At 71.8% G+C, this 20,362-nt stretch carries 18 protein-coding genes and 1 pseudogene; 4 read left to right on the top strand and 15 right to left on the bottom strand.

The window, feature by feature from the left end; translation table 11 throughout:
* Positions 1–176 precede the first annotated feature (176 nt).
* Positions 177–863 (top strand): DUF5995 family protein, encoded by a 687-nt coding sequence (locus ACIGXP_RS24350; RefSeq protein ID WP_399771428.1) that lies wholly within the window; start codon positions 177–179, stop codon positions 861–863.
* 74 nt (positions 864–937) lie between these two features.
* Positions 938–1,867 carry an LLM class F420-dependent oxidoreductase gene (locus ACIGXP_RS24345; protein ID WP_399771425.1) on the top strand — a complete coding sequence of 310 codons (930 nt, stop codon included), beginning with the start codon at positions 938–940 and terminating at the stop codon, positions 1,865–1,867.
* A 40-nt stretch (positions 1,868–1,907) separates the two neighbouring features.
* Here ACIGXP_RS24345 and ACIGXP_RS24340 read toward each other — a convergent pair whose 3' ends face one another.
* Positions 1,908–3,605: an NAD(P)/FAD-dependent oxidoreductase gene (locus ACIGXP_RS24340; RefSeq protein WP_363217177.1), complete on the bottom strand. Its 1,698-nt coding sequence runs from the start codon at positions 3,603–3,605 to the stop codon at positions 1,908–1,910.
* 54 nt (positions 3,606–3,659) lie between these two features.
* Entirely contained in the window at positions 3,660–4,448 is a 789-nt protein-coding gene (locus tag ACIGXP_RS24335) for a carbon-nitrogen hydrolase family protein (protein WP_363217176.1), read from the bottom strand.
* 337 nt (positions 4,449–4,785) lie between these two features.
* Here ACIGXP_RS24335 and ACIGXP_RS24330 point away from each other — a divergent pair, with 337 nt between their 5' ends.
* Positions 4,786–5,337 (top strand): Repetin, encoded by a 552-nt coding sequence (locus tag ACIGXP_RS24330; protein WP_363217175.1) that lies wholly within the window; start codon positions 4,786–4,788, stop codon positions 5,335–5,337.
* Here the strand turns inward: ACIGXP_RS24330 and ACIGXP_RS24325 are convergent.
* The 8 genes and pseudogenes from ACIGXP_RS24325 to ACIGXP_RS24290 form a co-directional block, all read right to left on the bottom strand.
* Complete coding sequence (locus tag ACIGXP_RS24325; protein WP_363217174.1) at positions 5,334–5,714, bottom strand: DUF742 domain-containing protein; 381 nt, start codon at positions 5,712–5,714, stop codon at positions 5,334–5,336. The two genes, ACIGXP_RS24330 and ACIGXP_RS24325, sit on opposite strands and share 4 nt — an antisense overlap.
* Positions 5,715–5,722: 8 nt before the next feature.
* Complete coding sequence (locus tag ACIGXP_RS24320) at positions 5,723–6,160, bottom strand: roadblock/LC7 domain-containing protein (RefSeq protein ID WP_399771421.1); 438 nt, start codon at positions 6,158–6,160, stop codon at positions 5,723–5,725.
* Positions 6,150–8,555, bottom strand: coding sequence for a nitrate- and nitrite sensing domain-containing protein (locus tag ACIGXP_RS24315; protein WP_399771418.1), 2,406 nt, complete (start codon positions 8,553–8,555; stop codon positions 6,150–6,152). Before ACIGXP_RS24315 ends, ACIGXP_RS24320 begins: the two co-directional genes overlap by 11 nt.
* A 94-nt stretch (positions 8,556–8,649) precedes the next feature.
* Positions 8,650–10,067 (bottom strand): annotated as a pseudogene (locus ACIGXP_RS24310) (HAD-IA family hydrolase).
* Between the two features lie 50 nt (positions 10,068–10,117).
* A complete protein-coding gene (locus ACIGXP_RS24305) occupies positions 10,118–11,188 on the bottom strand; it encodes an ABC transporter ATP-binding protein (protein ID WP_399771416.1) in 1,071 nt (356 codons plus the stop codon).
* 5 nt (positions 11,189–11,193) lie between these two features.
* Positions 11,194–12,012 (bottom strand): ABC transporter permease subunit, encoded by an 819-nt coding sequence (locus tag ACIGXP_RS24300; RefSeq protein ID WP_363217169.1) that lies wholly within the window; start codon positions 12,010–12,012, stop codon positions 11,194–11,196.
* Positions 11,997–12,896: an ABC transporter permease subunit gene (locus ACIGXP_RS24295; protein WP_363217168.1), complete on the bottom strand. Its 900-nt coding sequence runs from the start codon at positions 12,894–12,896 to the stop codon at positions 11,997–11,999. The genes ACIGXP_RS24300 and ACIGXP_RS24295 overlap by 16 nt, the downstream gene beginning before the upstream one ends.
* Positions 12,893–14,053 (bottom strand): ABC transporter substrate-binding protein, encoded by a 1,161-nt coding sequence (locus ACIGXP_RS24290; protein ID WP_399771411.1) that lies wholly within the window; start codon positions 14,051–14,053, stop codon positions 12,893–12,895. Before ACIGXP_RS24290 ends, ACIGXP_RS24295 begins: the two co-directional genes overlap by 4 nt.
* A 204-nt stretch (positions 14,054–14,257) precedes the next feature.
* Between ACIGXP_RS24290 and ACIGXP_RS24285 the strand changes: the two genes are divergently transcribed.
* Positions 14,258–14,998 (top strand): GntR family transcriptional regulator, encoded by a 741-nt coding sequence (locus ACIGXP_RS24285; RefSeq protein ID WP_363217166.1) that lies wholly within the window; start codon positions 14,258–14,260, stop codon positions 14,996–14,998.
* A gap of 176 nt (positions 14,999–15,174) precedes the next feature.
* On the opposite strand, the gene ACIGXP_RS24280 is transcribed toward ACIGXP_RS24285, so the two are convergent.
* The 5 genes from ACIGXP_RS24280 to ACIGXP_RS24260 all read right to left on the bottom strand — a co-directional run bounded on the left by ACIGXP_RS24280 (position 15,175) and on the right by ACIGXP_RS24260 (position 19,939).
* Entirely contained in the window at positions 15,175–15,627 is a 453-nt protein-coding gene (locus ACIGXP_RS24280) for an Lrp/AsnC family transcriptional regulator (RefSeq protein ID WP_184973120.1), read from the bottom strand.
* Positions 15,628–15,654: 27 nt separating this feature from the next.
* Positions 15,655–17,142, bottom strand: coding sequence for an amino acid permease (locus tag ACIGXP_RS24275; RefSeq protein WP_363217165.1), 1,488 nt, complete (start codon positions 17,140–17,142; stop codon positions 15,655–15,657).
* Between the two features lie 334 nt (positions 17,143–17,476).
* Entirely contained in the window at positions 17,477–18,919 is a 1,443-nt protein-coding gene (locus tag ACIGXP_RS24270) for a GuaB1 family IMP dehydrogenase-related protein (protein ID WP_399771586.1), read from the bottom strand.
* A 274-nt stretch (positions 18,920–19,193) separates the two neighbouring features.
* Positions 19,194–19,514: a barstar family protein gene (locus tag ACIGXP_RS24265; RefSeq protein ID WP_363219919.1), complete on the bottom strand. Its 321-nt coding sequence runs from the start codon at positions 19,512–19,514 to the stop codon at positions 19,194–19,196.
* Positions 19,511–19,939, bottom strand: coding sequence for a ribonuclease domain-containing protein (locus ACIGXP_RS24260; RefSeq protein ID WP_399771405.1), 429 nt, complete (start codon positions 19,937–19,939; stop codon positions 19,511–19,513). Before ACIGXP_RS24260 ends, ACIGXP_RS24265 begins: the two co-directional genes overlap by 4 nt.
* Between the last annotated feature and the right edge of the window lie 423 nt (positions 19,940–20,362).

Here is a 20,362-nt window from a genome sequence, read left to right as displayed (position 1 = left end):
CCCGCGCCGCACGGCACGCCTGCGCGCGGCCCGGCGCTCGGCGAGACGCCGGGTACGTAAGCCTGACACCGTGCCATTCCCCCCTCGCATCCGCGGCCCGCCGTCCGTTCCCCCGTTCCGGCGAAGCACCGGGCCGGTCGGCACGCCCGTCGGCCCAGGGCTGGGACCCTTCCCCCATGACGCAGTTGGGACACTTCACCACTCCTGTCGACGCGGTCGTCTCCCGGATGCGCGCCCTGGACGCGGCCCTGCCCGAGCGGGACGGGGTCGCCGTGTTCAACCGCGTCTACCGCTCCGTCACCGAGGAGGTCGACCGGCGCCTGGACGCCGGGGAGTTCCCGGATCCACGGGCGGCGATCGCCCTGGACGTGCGGTTCGCCGAGCGGTATCTGGCGGCGGTCGACGCGGCGGCGGCGGACCGCCGGCCACCCGCCTGCTGGCGCCCGCTGTTCCAGCTCCGCCGCCATCCCGGGGTACGGCCGCTGCAGTTCGCGCTGGCGGGCATCAACGCGCACATCGGGCACGATCTGGCGCTCGCCGTGGTGGACGCCTGTCGTACGCTCGACTGCGAACCATTAGATCTGGAGGACGAGTTCGACCGCGTGGGCGAGATCCTCGTCTCGCTGGAGGAGCGTGTCCGCGAGGATCTGATGCCGGGTCCCGACCTGCTCCAGATCGCCGATCCGCTCACCCATCTGCTGGGCTCCTGGAGCCTGGAGCGGGCCCGCGACGCGGCCTGGGCGGCGGCACGGGCCCTGTGGGCGCTGCGCCACTGCGGCGACGTGGCCGAGGAGTTCACCGAACGGCTGGACAGGGCGGTGGGGTTCGCGGGGCGGATGCTGCTCACTCCGCTCACGGAGTGATCCCGTCACCTCGGAACTTCCCGGTGGCCGTGGGACGTTGAGCGGCCAGGACCCGATCACAGAGGAGTGGCGGTATGGCGACCCGGCTCGGTCTCGGTCTTCCCCAGATGCGGCAGTACTCGATCGGCAAGGACGTCCCCGAGGTGGCACGCGCCGCGGAGGACATCGGCTACGACAGTCTGTGGGTCTTCGAACGGGCGCTGTTCCCCGAGCCCGCGACCCAGGGTCTGTACGGCGTCGAAGGCCTGCCATGGCCGGACCAGTACCGGAACGTGGCCGACCCACTGGTCACCCTCACCCTGGCGGCCGCCGCCACCGAGCGGGCGGAGCTGGGCTCCAGCGTCCTGGTGGCTCCGCTGCACGGTCCGTTCCAGCTCGCGAAGGCCCTGGCCACGCTGGACTCGGCGAGCGGCGGGCGGGTGCTCGCGGGCCTCGGCACCGGCTGGTCCCTGGACGAGTACGCGGCCTCGGGCGTCCGGCCCTTCGAGGAGCGCGGCGCGGTCCTGGACGAGATCATCGAGGTGTGCCGGAAGGTGTGGGGCCCGGATCCGGTCGTCCATGACGGAAGCCTCACCCGGATCGCCTCCGCCGTGGTCGGGCCCAAGCCCGCGCGGCCGATCCCGATTCTGCTGGCCGCGGGCAGCCGGCGGGCCTTCCGGCGGCTCGTCGACCACGCCGACGGCTGGCTGCCGGTGGGCATGGGCGCCGAGCAGGTCGCCGCCCAGTGGCGGCAGTTGCGGGAGCTGGCCGAGGAGCGGGGCCGTACGCGGCCGATCCGGACGGTGCTGCGGGTGAACACCAGCCGCCAGGCGAAGCCGTACGAGGGCCCGGACCGCCGGCCCTTCCAGGGCGATGTCGACCAGATCGTGGCGGACCTCGTGGACTACGCCCGCATCGGCCTGGACGAGATCCTCATCGACCTGCAGGGCACCGCCCGGGACGCACGCGAACTGACGGACGTCGCCGCGGAGGTGTTTGAAAAGGCGCGGGCGGCCGGAGTCTGAGTCCGGCGGCCCGCGCCTTGGTCCTTGCTCGCTCGTCCGGTCAGTCCTCGGGCAGCTCCACGGGGGCGATCTCGTCGTACAGGTCACCCGGGCCGGGGTTGGCCGGGTCGGTCTGGCCACCGAAGTGGTGCATGACGCCCCAGACCGCGTTCAGCGCGGTCTGGACGGCGCCCTCGGCCCAGCCGGCCGTCCAGGAGATGTCGTCGCCGGCGAGGAAGATGCCCCGCTTGTCCTCGGGCAGCCGGTCCTGCATGAAGTGGGTGAACAGGCGCCGCTGATAGCGGTAGTGGCCTGGCAGGTTGGCCTTGAACGCGCCCATGAAGTAGGGCTCGTTCTCCCAGGAGACCGTCACCGGGTTGCCGATGATGTGCTTGCGGATGTCGACCTTCGGGTAGATCTCGCCGAGCGACTTCAGCATGACCTCCATCCGCTCGTTCGCGGACAGCGGCAGCCACTTCAGGCTGTCGTCGCACCAGGTGTAGGACAGGCAGATCACGGCGGGCTTGTCCGGACCGTCGTCCAGCAGGTAGGTGCCGCGGGTCATGCGGTCGGTGAGCGTCATCGACATGACGTCCCGGCCGGTCTCCTCGTCCTTGTCCAGCCAGAAGGGCCGGTCGACCGGGACGAAGAGCTTGGAGGACTCCATGTAGTGGGTGCGCTCGATCGCGGTCCAGTGGTCGATCGGGAACAGCGAGTCGTCGCAGGCGATCTTGGACAGCAGCATCCAGGACTGGGCGGTGAAGATGGCCGCCTTGTAGGTGCGGATGTCGCCGTTCGCGTCGGTCACGGTGATCTGGTTGCCCGCGGTGCGGTGCAGCCGGGTCACGGCCGGGCGGGGCTCGCCGTCCATGTGCAGGGACTTCAGCGAGGTGCCGTAGGGCCAGTGGACGATCTTCTCCGGCTCGCGCTCCCACAGGCGCAGCGGCAGCTGCTGGGAGCCGCCGACGATGCCGCGGTGGTGGTCGTCGGCCTCGGTGTAGACGACGCGGAGGATCTCCAGGATGGAGTTCGGGAAGTCGGTGTCCCAGCCGCCGGTGCCGAAGCCGACCTGGCCGAAGATCTCGCGGTGCCGGAAGGACTTGAAGGCCTCGGAGTCGCAGAGGAAGCCGTAGAAGGTCTGGTTGTCGAGCTTCTCGACCAGCTGGGCCCAGATCTCGCGGATGCGCGGGACGTCCCGCTCGCGCATGGCGCGGTTCATGTCGGAGAAGTCGGCACCGTCTTCGAGGCACTTGTTCCAGGCCTCGGCGACGTCCCGGTAGACCTGGGGCAGGTCGTCGATGGTCTCGGCGTAGTGCGACTCGCCCTTGAGGTCCACGACGGTCGAGGGGGTGGCCTCGGCCAGCGGGTTCGGGAAGGGACGGGTCTCCAGGCCCACCATGTCGATGTAGTGCTGCAGGGCGGTGGAGGACGGCGGGAAGCGCATCGCGCCCATCTCGGCGGTCAGCGTCTCGTCGCAGCCCTCGAAGCCGACCGTGCGGAGCCGGCCGCCGATCTGGTCGGCCTCGTAGACGACGGGCTTGAGGCCCATCTTCATCAGCTCGTACGCGGCCACGATGCCGGACAGGCCACCGCCGATGACCGCGACCTCGGTGCCGTGCTCGGTCGCGGGTATCTGCCCGAGGCCCGCCGGGTGGGCGAGGAAGTCGTCGTAGGCGTAGGGGAAGTCCGGGCCGAACATGGTGATCGGCGGCTGCTGCTCGTCGTTGTGCTCGACGGCGTTGGGCACCGTGGACGTCATGGGGTACGGGACTCCTTGCGCGGGGGCGAAACGGGGAGGGAGGGCTCGGGGGGGTCAGACCAGGGACCCGTACAGACCGGGGCGGCGGTCCTTCAGGTACGGGTTGGCCTCGCGGGACGCGGCCAGGAAGGCGGGGTCGACATCGGCGATCACCAGCTCCTCGCCGCGGCCGGCGCGGGTGCGGGCGATGCCGTCGGGCCCGGCGAGGGCGGAGAGTCCGAAGAACTCGAACTCGCCCTCGTGGCCGACCCGGTTGACGTACGCGACGTACATCTGGTTCTCCCAGGCACGCACCGGCACCATGGCCTCGGCGACGAACTGGAACGGGTGCATGTTCGCCGTCGGCACCACGAGCAGGTCGGTGCCGGCCAGGGCGTGGGCGCGCGCGTTCTCCGGGAACTCGACGTCGTAGCAGATCATGAGGCCGACGGTCAGTCCGCCCAGCCGGGCCTGGACGAGCGACTGCTCGCCCGGGGTGAAGTGCTCACGCTCGGCACAGCCGAAGAGGTGGGTCTTGCGGTAGTTCGCGAGGCGGGTGCCGTCGGCGGAGATCAGCTGGGCGGAGTTGTAGACGGTCTCGCCGTCGCGCTCCGGGTAGCCGTAGACGATCGCGATGCCGTGCCGGGCGGCCGTCTCCGCGATCGCGTCGGCGGAGTCGCCGTCGGCGGGCTCGGCGAGGCGGCCGATGTCGTCGCCGATGGCGTACCCGGTCAGGAACATCTCCGGTGCGGCGATCAGCGCGGCGCCCGCGGCGGCGGCACGGCCCGCGGCCTCGTCGAGGACCTTGAGGTTCTCGACGATCGAGCCGGGGCGGCCGGAGCTCTGGAGCAGGGCGGTGCGCATGCGGGGTCCTCACCGGAAAGCGGGTTCTTGGGGCCGGAGTGGCGGCCCGGGAAGGTTTTTCGGGGCCATGAAGAAGGTACGGTCGGCGCGCTCGGCCGGACAAGAAGGAGCCGTTGCGCGCCTGTGCGCGGATCGTTGCGTGGAAGGAGGGTCTGTCGGCGATTCGTTGCGCGCCCGGGGGGCCGTATCCCGTCCTTCCCGAGGCGCAGGTCACGGCCGGGGTTCCCCGCCGGACGGCGGAGATGGGGTCCCGCCTGCGGGGCGATGTGCGGCCGGGCCGTCGCCGGGAGAGTGGTGATCGTTCAGTTCACGCGCTTGACCTGCGGAAAGGACCGTCATGAAGCGTCGTACGAAGATCGCCGCCGTCACCCTCACCACCGCCCTGCTGATCACCGCCGGCACGGCCGGGGCGGCACTGGCCTCGGTCGGCGGGACGCACCCCCCTCAGCGGGAGGCCGCCTCCCTGACCGGTACGGCCAAGCTGTACCGGTCGGCCGGGGACGACATCACCTTCAGCTTCGACGCGCATCTGGCGCCGAAGAACAACATGAACCCGCTCAAGGCCACGGGCACCTTCGAGTTCAGCCACTACCTGCACGGTCAGGGGGCCTGGGCCAAGGCCAAGGTCGACTGCCTGGTCACCGGCGGCCCGGTCGCCGTCGTCTCCGGTGTGATCACCGCGTCCGACCTGCCGGGGGCGAAGGGCAAGCGGGTCGGCGTCACGGTCCACGACCTCGGCCGGCACGACCGGCTGGGCTACAGCTGGGCGGGGGTCGGCAGCCCCAGGGACACCAAGGATCTGCCGCCGTGTGTGTCGTCCGCCCCGTTCGAGAAGGTGAAGCAGGGCACGGGTGACTTCAAGGTCGTGCCCTGGCAGCCGAAGCTCTAGATCTCCCGCAGACGCTGCACGATCTCCCGCAGCAGCCCCGGGTCGGCGGCCGGGCCGCCGGCCGGGAGGCGGCGCGGCTCGTCGATGCGGATCAGGCTCGCCTCGGCCAGATCGCCGAGCAGGACCCGCAGCACGGTCAGGGGCAGATCGGCGTCCGCGGCCAGCTCCACGACGGGACGCGGGCCGCGCCGGATCAGTTCGAGCAGGGCGGCCCGGGCGTGGTCGACGTCCGGCCCCGGCGCGTCGGTGTCCAGCGCGGTCACCCGGGACATCAGGTCGATGGCGTGCGCGCCCGAGGGCCGGGTGCGGCCACGGGTCACCGTGTAGGGGCGCACCATCGGCCCGGTCTCGTCCTCGTACCAGTGCTCGTCGCTCACGTGCGGGATCAGCTGGGGTTGCGCGTGGCCGCGTCCAGGTGGCGGCCGAGGCGACGGACCAGCAGGGCCATCTCGTGAGCGAGCTGGCCGACGTCGGTGCGGGCCTCGCTGAGCACGGCGAGCCGGCTGCCGTGTCCGGCCGGGGTGATGAAGAGGTAGGCGTCGTCGAGCATCACCATGGTCTGCCGCACCCCGCCCGCGGCGAACCGCTCCCCCGCCGAGCGGGCGAGGCCGTGGAAGCCGGAGCAGACGGCGGCCAGATGCTCGATGTCCCGCCGGCGCATCCCCTCCGAGCTGCTGAGGGGGAGGCCGTCGGCAGTCAGCAGGACGGCCTGACGGACGTGGTCGGTGCGCGCCACGAGGTCGTCCAGCAGCCATCCGAGATCCGTGCCGGGCGCTCCGCCGGGCACGGCGGGTTGCTCGGGCCTCTGTTCGTCACCGGGCATCGTCGGTGTCCGTCCCTTCGTGGGTGTCGTTGAGGGGAAGGTCCGCATGGTCGGGTGCGGATGCGTGGTCGGGTGCGGGTGCGCGGTGGCTGGTCGCGCCGTTCCCCGCGCCCCTGGGGGGTTGCGGTGCCGTCGGCTCCGCGGCACCGGAACTCCGGGCCACCTCGCCGGTTGCCGGCAGGCCCCTGCGGCCGCGGTCCAGCCCGCGCTGGAAGGCGCCGAAGATCGCCCGCATCTCCTCGGCGTCGACTTCCGGTGCCCTCGCCGTTCTGTCCTCCGCCGGCGGCTCCTCCCGCAGCTCCGGCACGAGGGACGCCTGCCGGATCCGGGTGGGCAGAGCGGGCTCGGCCGCCGGTTCCGGCGCGGGCACGGGCGTGAGCCGGGTGGGTGCCGGTGGCTCCGCCACGGGTGAGCTCTGCTGCTCGGCCCGTGCTGCGGATCGCCTTCTGGAGGGCAGCTCGTGCACCTCTGCCCCCACCACCGGCTCCACCTCCGCCAGCACCCCCTCCGGCAGCAGCACCACCGCCGTCGTCCCGCCGTACGGCGAATCGCGCAGGGTGACCTCGATGCCGTGCCGGGCGGCGAGGCGGCCGACGACGTAGAGGCCGAGCCGGTCGTGGCGGGTGGGGTCGAAGGCGTCCGGGTCGGTGAGGGTGCGGTGGGCGTGCGCGCGGGCGTCGGCGTCGAGGCCGAGCCCCCGGTCGTCGATCTCCAGCACGAACCCGCTGCCGACCCGTCCGGTGCGCAGCGTGACCTGGGTGTGCGGCGGCGAGAACACCGTGGCGTTCTCCAGCAGTTCGGCGATCAGGTGCACCACGTCGGCGACCGCGTCCGCCGCGACGCCGGCCTCCTGCATGGGAGGAACCACCACGCGCGCATAGTCCTCGATCTCGCCGACGGCCGAGGCGACGACGTCCGCGACGGGTACGGGCCGGCGCCAGCGCCGGCCGGGCGTGGCGCCGGAGAGGATGATCAGGCTCTCCGCGTGCCGGCGCATGCGTGTGGTCAGGTGGTCGATGCGGAACAGCTCGCGGAGCACGTCGGGGTCGTCCGTGCGCCGTTCCAGGGTGTCGACGAGCTTCAGCTGCCGGTGGACGAGGGCCTGGTTGCGGCGGGCGATGTTGAGCAGCACCGCGAACAGGCCGCGGCGCAGGGTCGCCTGCTTGACGGCGGCCTCGACGGCGGCGAGCCGCGCGGTGTTGAAGGACCGGCCGACCTGGCCGATCTCGTCGTCCCGCACCTCGCCGGTGGCCAGCGGCGGTGCCTCCGCCACCGCGTCCACCTCCTCACCCGCACTCAACCGGCGCATGACATCGGGAAGTTGTTCCCTCGTCAGGACGTCGGCCGCGTCCCGCAGGGTCTCCAGGCGCCGTGAGATGCGCCGGGCCCCGCGCACGGCGAACCACAGGGAAAGCCCGACGGCCCCGAGTCCGACCACGCCGACGACGGCCGCCTTGGTCAGCTCCCGGTAGGCGAAGGCCCGGCCGCGTGCGGCGGAGTTCTCGGCGGACTGCGTGCACAGTTGCATGTACCGCTTGACGGCGCGGTCGGTGGTGGACCGCCAGGTGTCCGCGGCGACGGCCTTCCCGGCGCCGGCGGCCCCGGCCCGCAGCAGCGCGTCCTCGCCGCGCGCCAGCGAGCCGTACAGGTCCCCGCGCTGGAACTGCTCGAACAGCGCACGCGAGTCGCCGGGCAGGTCCGGTACGTACGTCCGCTGGAAGACGCGCCGGTCCTCGATGGTCTCGGTCAGGCTGTCGTACTGCCGGTCGGTCAGTGTGCCGGCCGCCCGCGCCCCGGCGACCAGTGCGTCCTCGCGCGAGACGAACTCCCGTACCCGTACCAGCTCGATGACGACCTGCGCCTCACGGGCGAGTTGTCCGGCCTGCAGGGCGGTGAGGGTGGACTGCACGTCGAAACCGGGCTCGACGAGCGCGCTGTACCGGTCCACGGCCCGGTCCCAGGTGATGTGCCGGGACAGCACCTGAGCGCGCAGGTCGTCCAGCTTCCCGGTGGCGGTGACCATGGCGTCCAGCGCCTGTCGCTGCCGTGCCGTGAGCCGGCTGCGGTCACCGCCCCGGACCGCCTGCCGCATGGCGTCGACGGCCCGGTCGGTGCGGCGCTGCTGCCCGAGCAGGTCGCCGGCGGCGGCCGTGTCGAGACGGGCCCCCAGGTAGGCGGCGGACATCCGGCGCTCGATCTGGATCTGCCCGATCGCGGTGTCCACGGGGGTGCCGAAGTCCTCGTACACCCCCTGGAGCCGGATCAGCGCGCGTGTTTCGCCGGTGACGGACCACATGGCGAAGCTCCACAGCCCCATCAGCGCGACGGCCGGGGCGAGCGCGAGCGCCACGATCCGCGCACGGACGGTGGTGGGACGGCCGAGGGGCCAGCGCATGGAGTACCTGCCGCTGTTACCAGTCAGTACAAAGTTCGGCACAACCTACGGGACGATCACCCGAACCGCAATGGTGACCTGCGGTAACCCCGGGTCACAGCCGGGTCACGGCGAAGGTGGTCACCACCGCCGCGTGGTCGGAGGGCCAGTCGTTGTCCGCGACGTCCGGCCAGGGCCGCGGGCTGCCGGTGACGAGGGTCCGCGCCTCCCGGACGGTCAGACCCCGGTGCAGGACGTAGTCGATCCGGTCCTGCGGTTCGGGCCGCCCGCTGCCGTCCTCGTGCACCGGGTGGATCGGCGACCAGGTGTGGCCGGGCTCGGCGACGGGATCCGGGTGGGCCTCGCGGTAGGAGTCGGCGAAGCCCGCGTCCTCGGCGGCCTTCGTCACCGGCCAGGCGACCTCCGGCCGATCCAGGTGCGAGGGGCAGTTGAAGTCGCCGAGGAGGACGACCGGGACGCCCTGCGCGGAGGACTCGTCGATGCGGCCCAGCGCGTCCCGCATCTGGGCGAGCCGCACCTCCTCGTGGGCGATCAGCTCCGCCGCCGGCAGCCCGTCGAAGGCGGACTCGTAGGGCCGTACGGCGTGCAGTGCAGATGCGCGGTCCACACGTCGACCTCGTGGCCGGGCGCGAGGGCGATGCGGACGCCCGCGGCGCCGTAGAAGCCGACGTCCGGGTCGCCGAGGCGGGCGGTGATCGGGTGGCGGCTGATGACACCGAGGTTCTCGCCGGCCCGGTGGTGGTGCCAGCCGAGTGCCTCGGCCAGCTCCTGGGCGGCGGTTCCGCCCGTCTCCTGCAGCCCGACGACGTCGGCGCCGCTGTCGATGATGGCCTTGAGCTGCTTGGCGCGATGGTCGTCGACCTCGCTGCCGCCCAGCCACAGGTTCCAGCTCATCACCCGCAGCTCGGGGGCGGCCATCCCCCGCAGTTCCTCGACCGTGACCGTGGCGAGGCTCTCCCGTACGGTCCGGCCGGGCGCCGCGCCGATCGGCGCGAGGGACGGCACGGCGAGTACGGCACAGCCGGCGGCCTCGGCCGAGGCCACGCCGGTCGCGGTGTCCTCGACGGCCACGCAGCCGGCGGGGTCGGCGCCGAGGGCGCGGCAGGCGGCGAGGTACGGGTCGGGGGCGGGCTTGGTGCGGGCGGTGTCGTCGGCGGTGACGGAGACCGCGAACCGCTCGGCGCCGAGGGCGTCGAGGACGACGTCGGCGACCGCGCGCGGGGACGCGGTGACCAGGGCGACCGGTACGCCGGCGGCGGCCAGCGCGTCCAGCAGGCCGAGGGCGCCGGGCCGGGGGACGACCCCGGTGCGGACACGTTCGGCGAACTCGTGGTGCAGGCGGGCCGAGAGGTCGGCGGGCTGCCCGCCGGTGGCCGCGGCGAGCCAGGCGGCGGTGTGCTCGACCGGGCGGCCGAGCACATCCGGCTGGTCGGCCTCGGTCAGCGGGCGCCCGGCGACCTGCTCGACCGCCTCCCACCAGAGCCGCTCGGTGTCGACGAGCGTGCCGTCCATGTCGAACAGGACCGCCTGAAGGGCGGTGCGGGGGGTCACGGAGTGGTTCCTCACTTCTGGGTACGTTCGGCCACGAGCACCGGCCGCTGAGGCAGTGACACGGCCACGGCGGTTCCGGCCCCGAGCCCGGTGGCCTCGTGCGCGGGCAGGTCGGCCTTGACCTCCGTGCCGTCGGCGAGCCGTACGGTGACCCGGACGACCGCGCCGAGGAAGGCGGTGGCGACGACCCGGGCGCTGCCCTGCTCGTCCGGGCGCACCTGTACGGCCTCGGGCCGCACCAGCACGTCCACCGCACCGTCGGACACCTCGCCGTCGGCCGGCAGCCGCTGCCCGAGCACCGCGGCCGTGCCGTCCGTCAGCTCGCCCGGGATCCGGCTCATGGTGCCGACGAACTCGGCGACGAAGGCGGTGGCGGGGCGGCCGTAGAGCTCAGCGGGCTCGGCGCACTGTTCGAGCCGGCCGGCGCGCATCACGGCGACCCGGTCGGCGACCGAGAGGGCCTCCTCCTGGTCGTGGGTGACGAAGAGGGTGGTGATGCCGAGTTCCTGCTGGAGCCGGCGGATCTCCTCGCGCAGGGTGAGCCGCACCTTCGCGTCCAGTGCGGACAGCGGCTCGTCGAGCAGGAGCACGCGCGGGCGCAGGGCCAGGGCGCGGGCCAGCGCGATGCGCTGCTGCTGGCCTCCGGAGAGCTGGTGCGGGTAGCGCTCGCCCTTGTCACCGAGGCCGACCAGCTCCAGCAACTCGGCGGCGCGGGCACGCCGTTCGGCGGTACGGACGCCGCGCATGCGCAGCCCGAAGGCGACGTTGTCCACGGCGTTCAGATGCGGGAAGAGGCTGTACGACTGGAAGACCATGCCGGCGTCGCGGCGGTGGGCCGGGACGAGTGTGACGTCCTGGCCGTCCACCAGTACGGCGCCGGAATCGGGGTGTTCGAATCCGGCCAGCATGCGCAGTGCGGTGGTCTTGCCGCAGCCGGACGGGCCGAGGAGAGCCAGGAACTCTCCCGGGCGGACGGTGAGGTCGAGTCCGTCGAGGGCGACGGTGGCCCCGAACTCGCGGCGCAGGCCGCGGAATTCGACGGTGGCGGCCTTGTCGAGCGTCTCGGGCAGGGTGGCGGTCATGTGTGTCATCCCCGGGAGGAAGCGGTTCGGTTGCGGCCGCCGGCACCGGCGAGCGCGAGGAGCAGGGCCCAGGTGACGAGCAGGCTGAGCACGGACACGGCGACGGACATCTGGGCCTGGGAGCCGCCGACTTCATAGATCCATACGGCGAAGGGCCGGAAGCCGAGCAGGCTGGCGACGGTGAACTCGCCGAGCACCAGGGCGAGGGTGAGGAAGGCCGCGTTCAGCAGGGCCCCGCGCAGGTTGGGCAGGACGGCCCGGACCAGGGCCTGGGGCCAGGAGGCGCCGCAGCTGCGGGCCGCCTCGACGAGGGTGCGTACGTCGATGGCGCGCAGGCCTGCGTCCAGGGCGCGGTAGACGAAGGGCAGGGCCATCACGACGTAGGCGAGGACGAGGACGACGGGGAAGCTGTCGTTCTGGATCACCACGAAGGTCTCGAACAGCGGGGTCCGGGACAAATACTCCGGGCCCCACTTCAGCACGGTGGCTATCCCGGCGACGAACGCGATGGGCGGCACCACCAGCGGCAGCGAGCACACCACCTCCACCACCGGCCGCAGCCGGGGTGCGCCGAGCCGCAGGGCGACCATGGCGGGCACCATCAGCAGCAGGACGACGACGATGGTGGCCACGGCCAGCTCCAGCGAGAGCAGCAGGCTGGAGACGAAGCCGTCGGTGGAGAGGATCTTGGTGTAGGCGTCGAAGGTGACGCCCTGGCCGGGCACGTCCACCGTGAAGATCACGGAGGCGGCGAGCGGCACCAGGAAGTACAGGGCGGCGAGGCCGAGGACGACCCATCGCCACGGGGTCAGGCGTCGAGCCATCGGGCACTCCGTCGCTGAAGGGGCAGGTACACGGCCATCACCAGGCCCGCCACCAGCACCATGTCGAGGCTCAGGGCGAGGGCGACGTTCTCCTGGCCGACCAGCACGTTGCCGGACAGGGCGTCGGCGATCTGCAGGGTCACCAGCGGGACCGCGCTGCCGACCATGGCGGCGGCGGTGGCGTAGGCGGCGAAGGCGCTGCCGAAGAGCAGGACGAGACCGCCGAGCAGCGAGGGCGCGAGCACGGGCAGGGCCACGTGCCGCCAGTACTGCACGCCGGTGGCGCCGTTGTTCAGCGCGGCCTCCCGCCACTGGGCGCGCAGCCCGTCCAGCGCGGGGGTGATGGTGAGGACCATGAGCGGGATGAGGAAGTACAGGTAGACGAGGACCAGGCCCCAGAAGCTGTAGAGGTCCCAGCCACTGTCCTTCAGACCGAGGTGCACGGTCAGCACGCCCGCGTTGCCGAGGGTGGCGACGAAGGCGAAGGCCAGCGGGACCCCGCCGAAGTTGGCGAGCACGCCGGAGGCGGTCAGCACGGCCTCGCGCAGCCAGCGGGAGCGGGAGCCGACCACGGCCTGGGCGAGCGGCAGCCCGAGCAGGGCGCCGAGCGCGGCCGAGATCGCCGACAGTTTGACGCTGCCGAGCAGGGCGGTGAGGTACGGGCCCTGCAGCGAGGCCGTCAGGTTGGCGCCGGTGTAGGAGGTGGCGCCCGTGGTGGCGTCCTTCACCGTAAAGGCGCCGTTCAGGATGGCGGCGGCCGGCAGTCCGAAGGCGACGGCCGTGAACACCAGCAGCGGGAGCACGGCGAGCCAGCCGGGGGCGCGGCGCCGTCGCTTCGCCGAAGCGACGGGCGCCACGTCCGCGCGCGGGAGGGCGGCGGTCATCCGGAGACGGCCTTCCCCCAGCCCTGGGCGATGACCGTCTTCGCCTTGCTCTGCTGGGTCTCGGTCGGGAAGGACGGCGTGCCGGTGACCTCGGGGAGCTTGGCGGCGGCGGCCCTGTCGAGCGTGCCGGCCTTCTCCATGGCGGTCATCAGGGCCGGGCGGGCATAGCCCTTGAGCCACAGGTTCTGGCCCTCGGTGCTGTACAGGTACTCCTGCCACAGGCGGGCGGCGGCCGGATGCGGGGCGTCCTTGTTGATGGCCTGGGAGTAGTACTGGGCGTACTGGCCGTCGCCGGGGATGACGACCTTCCAGTCGAGACCCTTGGACTTGAACTCGTCGGCGTATCCGGCGTTCAGGTAGTCCCAGTCGATGGAGATGGGCGTCTCGCCCTTCTCGACGGTGGCCGGGGTGGACTCGACGGGCGTGTAGTTGCCGTTCTTCTTCAGCTCGGCGAAGAAGTCCAGGCCGGGCTGGATGTTGTCGAAGGAGCCGCCGTCGGCGAGGGCCGCCGCGTAGACACCGCCGAAGGCCGAACCGGACTTGGTGGGGTTGCCGTTGAGGGCGACCTGGCCCTGGTACCGGGGCTTGAGCAGGTCCTTGAAGCTGGTCGGGCACTGCTTGACGCGCTTGGCGTCGCAGCCGATGGAGACATAGCCGCCGTAGTCGTTGTACCAGCGGGCCTGCGGGTCCTTCTGGGCCTCGGGGATGTCGGCGAAGGAGGTCACCCTGTAGGGCGCGAGGAGGCCCTGCTGGGCGGCGCTCAGCGCGAACGAGCTCCCCAGGTCGAGGACGTCGGGCGCGCGGTCCTGGCCCTTCCTGGAGGTGACGGCGTTGATCTCGTCCTGGCTGGTGCCGTCCGGGCTCTCGTCGTCGATCTTGATGCCGTACTTCTTGTGGAAGCCGTCGATGAGGGCGCCGTAGTTCGCCCAGTCACGGGGCACCGCGATGATGTGCAGCGCCCCCTCCTTCTTGGCCGCCTTGACCAGGGCGTCCATGCCGCCGAAGTCGGCGGCGGAGGCGGCGGAGGCGGCGCTCTTGCCGTCCTTGGTGGTGGTCGACGCGTTGTCGGGGGCGGCGCCGCAGGCGCTCAGCGCGAGTGCGGCGACGACGGCGATGCAGCCGCCGAGCACGGCGTTTCTCGGCAGGGACACGGTCACGGTCTCTCCAGGGGACGCAGGAGGAGGGTGGAGAACTTGTCTGAACAAGTTGCGTCACAGTACGCCCGCTCACGGTGTCCTGTCCGTAAACGTGAGCGAAACTCTGGGCCCTGCTCGGCTGCACATTCCAGACCGCTGCAGATCACGCTCAGGTCTCGATTAGGCTGGTCACGCTGTGCACAGCGACCTGAGCAGAGGGGAAGCATGACGGCGCGACACGAGGAGATCGCCGATGAGCTGCGGCGGGCGATCGACCGCGAGCAGTACACGGTCGGCAGTCGCCTGCCCTCGGAGTCGGAACTCGCGACGCACTACGGCGTCTCACGCGGCACGGTCCGCCAGGCCGTCGCGGCCCTGACCGCCGAGGGCCTGATCGGCTCCCGGCAGGGCGCCCGGCGCGTCGTGCTCGCCAGCCGCCGCAGCCAGAGCTTCGGGGAACTGCGCAGCTTCGCCCAGTGGGCCCGCGCGATGGGCCGCGAGGCCACGGGCCACGTGGTGACGCAGGAATACCGCCCGGCCACGCCCGAGGACGCCGTACGTCTCCAACTGGCCACGGGCACACCGGTGTTGCACGTACTCCGGGTACGCGGACTGGACGGCGAGCCGGTACTGCTGGAGCGCACGGTGTACGCCGACTGGATCTCCCCCGCGGTCGAGTCGATCGAGCGGGAGTGTCCCTCGGTCACGCAGCGTCTGTACGACGACACCGGTCTGGTTTTCGCCTACGGGGAGCATGTGATCGATGCCGTGGCGGCGGGCGCGCAGGACGCAGAGCTGCTGGGGGTCCGCCGGACGAGTCCGCTGCTGCGGGTGCGGCGCGTGACGACGACGAGGGAAGGGCGGCCGGTGGAGTGGTCGGACGACCGGTACCGGTCGGATGCGGTGAGTTTCAGCGTGCGCAACTCGATCGGAAACAACGCGCTGGCGCGCAAGACGGCTGAATAGGGCTCGGGGCGCCTTGCCGTCTGCCGGCTGCGGGTGCGCCGTGGTTTCTCGCGCGGTTCCCCGCGCCCCTTCCGGCACGTGCGACTGCAGCATGCCCAGGGGCGCGGGGAACTGCGCGACCAGCCACACCCAACCCGCACCCGGCAACGGCGAAGGCGCCCCGAGCCGGAAGCCGCCTACCCCGGCGCCCCGGAGGAAAAGCGCCGCAGCAACGGCGACAGCACCAGCACCGACTTGGTCCGCTCCACGAACGGCTCACCGGCGATACGCTCCAGGACCCGCTCGAAGTGACGCATGTCCGACGCGAAGACCTGGGCGATCGCGTCCGCCTCGCCGGTGACCGTCGACGCGGCCACCACCTCCTGGTAGCGCTCCAGACCCCGCTGGATGGTCTCCGGGGAGGTGTTGCGGCGGCAGTAGATCTCGATGTACCCCTCGGTCTCCCAGCCGAGCGCCGCCGGATCCACCCGCACGGTGAATCCGGTGATCGCTCCGGTGGCCCGCAGCCGGTCCACGCGCCGCTTCACGGCGGGCGCGGACAGGCCGACCATCTGCCCGATGTCCGCGTAGGAGCGGCGGGCGTCCTCGGCGAGGGCGTGCACGATGCGTTCGTCGAGATCGTTCAGCACAGGGGGTGGTTCACTTCTTCGGTTCGGTCACTTCTCTGCCGTCACCGCGAGACCCTCACCGGTCGCGAGACGGGAACGGCGATAGCCGTACACGAAGTAGAACACGAGCCCGACGGCCATCCAGACACCGAACACGATCCAGGTGACGGCCGACAGGCTGCCCATCATCCAGACGCAGAAGGCGAAGCCCAGCGCGGGCAGCACCGGCGACAGCGGGACGCGGAAGGTGCGCTTCATCGTCGGGCGGGTCCGGCGCAGCACGACGACGGCCACGTTGACGAGACCGAAGGCGAACAGCGTGCCGATGCTGGTGGCGTCCGCCAGCTGGCCCAGCGGGATCGCGGCGGCGAGCACACCGCAGAACACCGACACGATGACCGTGTTGGCGCGCGGGGCACCGGTCTTCGGGTGCACCTTGGCGAAGATCTTGGGCACCAGGCCGTCGCGGGACATGGCGAACAGGATGCGGGTCTGGCCGTAGAGCACGGTCAGGACGACGCTCGCGATGGCGATGACGGCGCAGAAGGCCAGCAGGGTGGCCCAGAAGCTCTGACCGGTCACGTCCTTCATGATCTGGGCGAGCGCGGCCTCGGAGTCGTTGAACTGCCGCCACGGCTTGGCACCGACGGCGACGGCCGCCACCAGCACGTACAGGGCGGTGACGATGACCAGCGACAGCATGATCGCGCGGGGCAGGTCACGCTGGGCGTTCTTGGCCTCCTCACCGGCGGTGGAGGCGGCGTCGAAACCGATGTACGAGAAGAACAGCGTGCCGGCGGCGCCGCTGACGCCCGCCATGCCGAGCGGCATGAAGTGCGAGTAGTTGCCGGACTTGAAGCCCATGAAGCCGATCGCGCAGAACAGGACCAGCGCGGCGATCTTGACGCACACCATGATGGTGTTGGCCCGCGCGGACTCCTTGGCGCCGCCGAGCAGGAAGGCCATCGCGAGGAGCACGACGATCAGGGCCGGCAGGTTGAAGATGCCGCCGTCGCCGGGCGGCGCCGACAGGGCCGTCGGGATGGTCACGCCTATGGTGCCGTCCAGCAGCTCGTTGAGGTACTCGCCCCAGCCGACGGCCACGGCGGCGACCGAGACGCCGTACTCCAGCAGCAGACACCAGCCGCAGACCCAGGCGATGAGTTCGCCCATGGTTGCGTACGCGTACGAGTACGAGGAGCCGGAGACCGGGATGGTGCCGGCCAGCTCGGCGTAGGACAGGGCCGAGAACAGCGCGGTCAGTCCGGCGATCACGAAGGAGAGGGTGACGGCCGGGCCCGCCTTCGGCACGGCGTTGCCGAGGACGACGAAGATGCCGGTGCCGAGCGTGGCACCGATGCTGATCATGGTCAGCTGCCACAGTCCGAGGGAGCGCCGAAGCGATCCTCCCTCGCCGTGGCCGCCCTCCGCGACCAGGCGTTCCACGGGCTTGCGCCGCATGAGGCGCGCGGCGACACCCGGGGACGCGGGGGCGGTCGCTGTGCGGTCGTGCGGGGGTGCGCCTTGGTCGAGCACGCGCTGGCTCCTTAAATCCTGCGGTCATTGCGGGCGGGGACCGGTGGCAGCCCTGCGAGGGCGGAAACTCACCGAGCGGGGTCCCCGCCACACCACGTACAGACGAGCACCCTATGAGGCGGGCCTTCACGGGCGTAATGCAGCAACCTTGCGCGTCCCCGGATGATCATTGCGTTCATCGGACCGGAATGACAAATCGTTGCGCGCAGGCTGTCGACCGTTGCACAGCAGCCTCACGGCCACCCTCTGCCCACCCTGCCGGCCTCCGCATACGCCGACGGCCCCCGCCCTTCCCGGTGGGGGAAGGACGGGGGCCGTGCGGGGCGCGGAAGGGTCAGCTCCAGCTGGCGTGCAGCGGCTTGCCCTCGGCGTAGCCGGCCGCGCTCTGGATGCCGACTATGGCCTTCTCGGCGAATTCCTCCAGAGAGCCGGCACCGGCGTAGGTGCAGGAGGAGCGGACGCCCGCGATGATCGAGTCGATCAGGTCCTCGACACCCGGACGGTCCGGGTCGAGGAACATGCGGGACGTGGAGATGCCCTCCTCGAACAGCGCCTTGCGGGCGCGGTCGTACGCGGACTCGTCGGACGTGCGGTTGGCCACGGCGCGCGCGGAGGCCATGCCGAACGACTCCTTGTACGCACGGCCGTTGGCGTCGTGCTGGAGGTCGCCCGGCGACTCGTACGTGCCCGCGAACCAGGAGCCGACCATCACGTTCGACGCGCCGGCCGCGAGCGCCATGGCCACGTCGCGCGGGTGGCGGACACCGCCGTCGGCCCACACGTGCTTGCCGTACTTCTTCGCCTCGGCGGCGCACTCCAGGACCGCGGAGAACTGCGGCCGGCCCACGCCGGTCATCATGCGGGTGGTGCACATGGCGCCGGGGCCGACACCGACCTTGATGATGTCCGCGCCGGCGTCGATCAGGTCCTTGACGCCCTCGGCGGAGACGATGTTGCCCGCGGCGATCGGCACCTGCGGGTCGAGGGCGCGCACCAGCTTGATGGCGCTGATCATCGACTCCTGGTGGCCGTGCGCGGTGTCGATGACGAGCGTGTCCACGCCGGCGTCGAGCAGCTGCTTGGCCTTGCCCGCCACATCGCCGTTGATGCCGACGGCGGCGGCGATGCGCAGCTTGCCGTTCTTGTCGACGGCCGGGGTGTACAGCGTGGCGCGCAGGGCGCCCTTGCGGGTCAGGATGCCGGCCAGCTTGCCGTCCTTGTCGACGGCCGGGGCGTAGCGACGGTTGTGGTGGTCGAGGGTGTTGAAGGCCTCACGCGGGTCGATGTCCGCGTCGAGCAGCAGCAGGTCCTTGGACATGACCACTTCGAGCTGGGTGAAGCGGTCGACGCCGGTCAGGTCCCTGTCGGTGACGACACCGACGGGCCGCTGGTTCTCGTCCACGACCACACCGGCGTTGTGCGCCCGCTTGGGCAGCAGCGCCAGGGCGTCCGCGACGGTCTGGTGCGGGGCCAGCACGATCGGCGTGTCGAGCACCAGGTGGCGGCTCTTCACCCAGGAGACGACGTCGGTGACGACGTCGATCGGGATGTCCTGCGGGATGACCACCAGGCCGCCGCGGCGGGCCACCGTCTCGGCCATGCGGCGGCCGGCGATGGCGGTCATGTTGGCGACGACGAGCGGGATGGTGGTACCCGTCCCGTCCGGCGAGCCGAGGTCCACGCCCTGACGGGAGCCCACCGCGGAGCGGCTCGGCACCATGAACACGTCGTCGTACGTCAGGTCGTACGCGGGCTGGATGTCATTGAGGAAACGCACGTGCTGCACATCCCAGTCGATCAGAGGTGACCCCCGGACGGGTGCGCCAGGGGGAAAGAGCACGTACTTCATTCTCCCATGCCGGGGCCGCGGTCAGGCCCCGACGGAACCTCCAGGGTGCCCAGTGGATCTTCGGAGGATCCACCGAACGCCTCACCGGGGGGCGCGGAGCGCAGCCTCCACCTCGGTGCCGTAGCGGGCGTTGACGACGATCACGACGAGCCGTCCGCCGTGCGTGAGGGACCAGTTACTGGCGCATCACATGACGAGGCCGTCATTCCATCGCGACGGCGACCGTGAGCAGGTCGGTGCGGTCGGCGGCCTCGGTGAACACCTCCCGCGCCACCCGCCACTCCTCCGGGCGGGTGTCCGCGTACGCCCGCCAGCCGGTGACGACGAGGAGGAGCCCGCGGCCCGCCGCCTCCTCGGGCCAGACCGACAGATCGGAGAGACTGTCGAGGAGCGCGTCCCAGTTGCGGCCGAACCAGTGGGGCAGGGCCAGTGTCCGCGCCACGGCGTCCATCAGCCCGGCCTTGTCCGTGACGCCGTGAAGGTCCAGCGTGACCGTCAGGCGACCCGCGAGGTCGTCGCTCATCTCAGCACCGCCCGGAACGATTGATAATGATCATCGGTGTAGTAGATCTCCCCGCCCTGTCCGGTGACAATGCGCCGGGCCCCGCGATCGTGCGAGCCGGGTGTCCTGACCGTGTACTCGTGGTAGTAGCCGCGCTGGTGCTTCGGCAGCCGTCCCTCGAAGTTCCCGAACACGACGCCGTCCCTGGCGTAAGGGAAGGGGCCGCCCTTGTCGATGAGGGCCAGGGTCCGCCGGGCCTCGGCGGGCAGCCGGGACTCCCTGACCGTGCCCATGCCGTGCGCCCACGCCGGGGCGGAGACGCTCGTACCGGCGGGACTCTGCGCCGTACCCGCGCCGGCACCCGACCCCGATCCGGAACCGGAGGAACACCCCGCGAGCAGAACAGCCAGGAGGAGGCCCAGCAGCCCCACGAGCGCGCGGGGCAACACCGGGGACCTTCCGGTCGAGCGGGGCGGCGTCAGGACGCGTCCGGGCGTTCGGGGGGCTGTCAAAGACCGTCTGTGGGTATGGGGGACGAACCGCGGCGACATGCCGACGATGCTGCCACGGCCGCCCCGCCCCGACGCCGCCCCGACCCGACCCCACCCGCTGGTGCGGACGCGGCCTGCCCCGGCCGCCGTTCCCTGCGCGGAGTCGGATTCGCCCGCCGTGACCTCCGACCACCACGGCCGCCATGCCGCCGGAGAGCCGGACTCACCCCTCCGAGGAGCTCGACCCACAGCCCTGCGCGCCCCGTCGACACCGCCCACGCCACCGCCCACGCCCGGCCGGCCCCTGCAAAACCGGGGCCGCTGCCGGAGCCCGTCGCGCCCGGCTGAGCCCTGGCCTCCTGCCTGAGCCCTCACGCC

This window comes from Streptomyces sp. NPDC053069 (assembly GCF_044546895.1).
GTDB lineage: Bacteria > Actinomycetota > Actinomycetes > Streptomycetales > Streptomycetaceae > Streptomyces.
Note: the sequence above shows the minus strand (reverse complement) of the source record. Positions and strands in the feature narration are given on the sequence as shown.

Excerpts from the sequence above, each read along its gene's own strand:
- ACIGXP_RS24335 (WP_363217176.1), bottom strand. The coding sequence starts at position 4,448 with ATGCGCACCGCCCTGCTCCAGAGCTCCGGCCGCCCCGGCTCGATCGTC.
- ACIGXP_RS24345 (WP_399771425.1), top strand. The coding sequence starts at position 938 with ATGGCGACCCGGCTCGGTCTCGGTCTTCCCCAGATGCGGCAGTACTCG.
- ACIGXP_RS24320 (WP_399771421.1), bottom strand. The coding sequence starts at position 6,160 with ATGCCCGGTGACGAACAGAGGCCCGAGCAACCCGCCGTGCCCGGCGGA.
- ACIGXP_RS24300 (WP_363217169.1), bottom strand. The coding sequence starts at position 12,012 with ATGGCTCGACGCCTGACCCCGTGGCGATGGGTCGTCCTCGGCCTCGCC.
- ACIGXP_RS24295 (WP_363217168.1), bottom strand. The coding sequence starts at position 12,896 with ATGACCGCCGCCCTCCCGCGCGCGGACGTGGCGCCCGTCGCTTCGGCG.
- ACIGXP_RS24340 (WP_363217177.1), bottom strand. The coding sequence starts at position 3,605 with ATGACGTCCACGGTGCCCAACGCCGTCGAGCACAACGACGAGCAGCAG.
- ACIGXP_RS24330 (WP_363217175.1), top strand. The coding sequence starts at position 4,786 with ATGAAGCGTCGTACGAAGATCGCCGCCGTCACCCTCACCACCGCCCTG.
- ACIGXP_RS24305 (WP_399771416.1), bottom strand. The coding sequence starts at position 11,188 with ATGACCGCCACCCTGCCCGAGACGCTCGACAAGGCCGCCACCGTCGAA.
- ACIGXP_RS24285 (WP_363217166.1), top strand. The coding sequence starts at position 14,258 with ATGACGGCGCGACACGAGGAGATCGCCGATGAGCTGCGGCGGGCGATC.
- ACIGXP_RS24265 (WP_363219919.1), bottom strand. The coding sequence starts at position 19,514 with ATGAGCGACGACCTCGCGGGTCGCCTGACGGTCACGCTGGACCTTCAC.
- ACIGXP_RS24350 (WP_399771428.1), top strand. The coding sequence starts at position 177 with ATGACGCAGTTGGGACACTTCACCACTCCTGTCGACGCGGTCGTCTCC.
- ACIGXP_RS24315 (WP_399771418.1), bottom strand. The coding sequence starts at position 8,555 with ATGCGCTGGCCCCTCGGCCGTCCCACCACCGTCCGTGCGCGGATCGTG.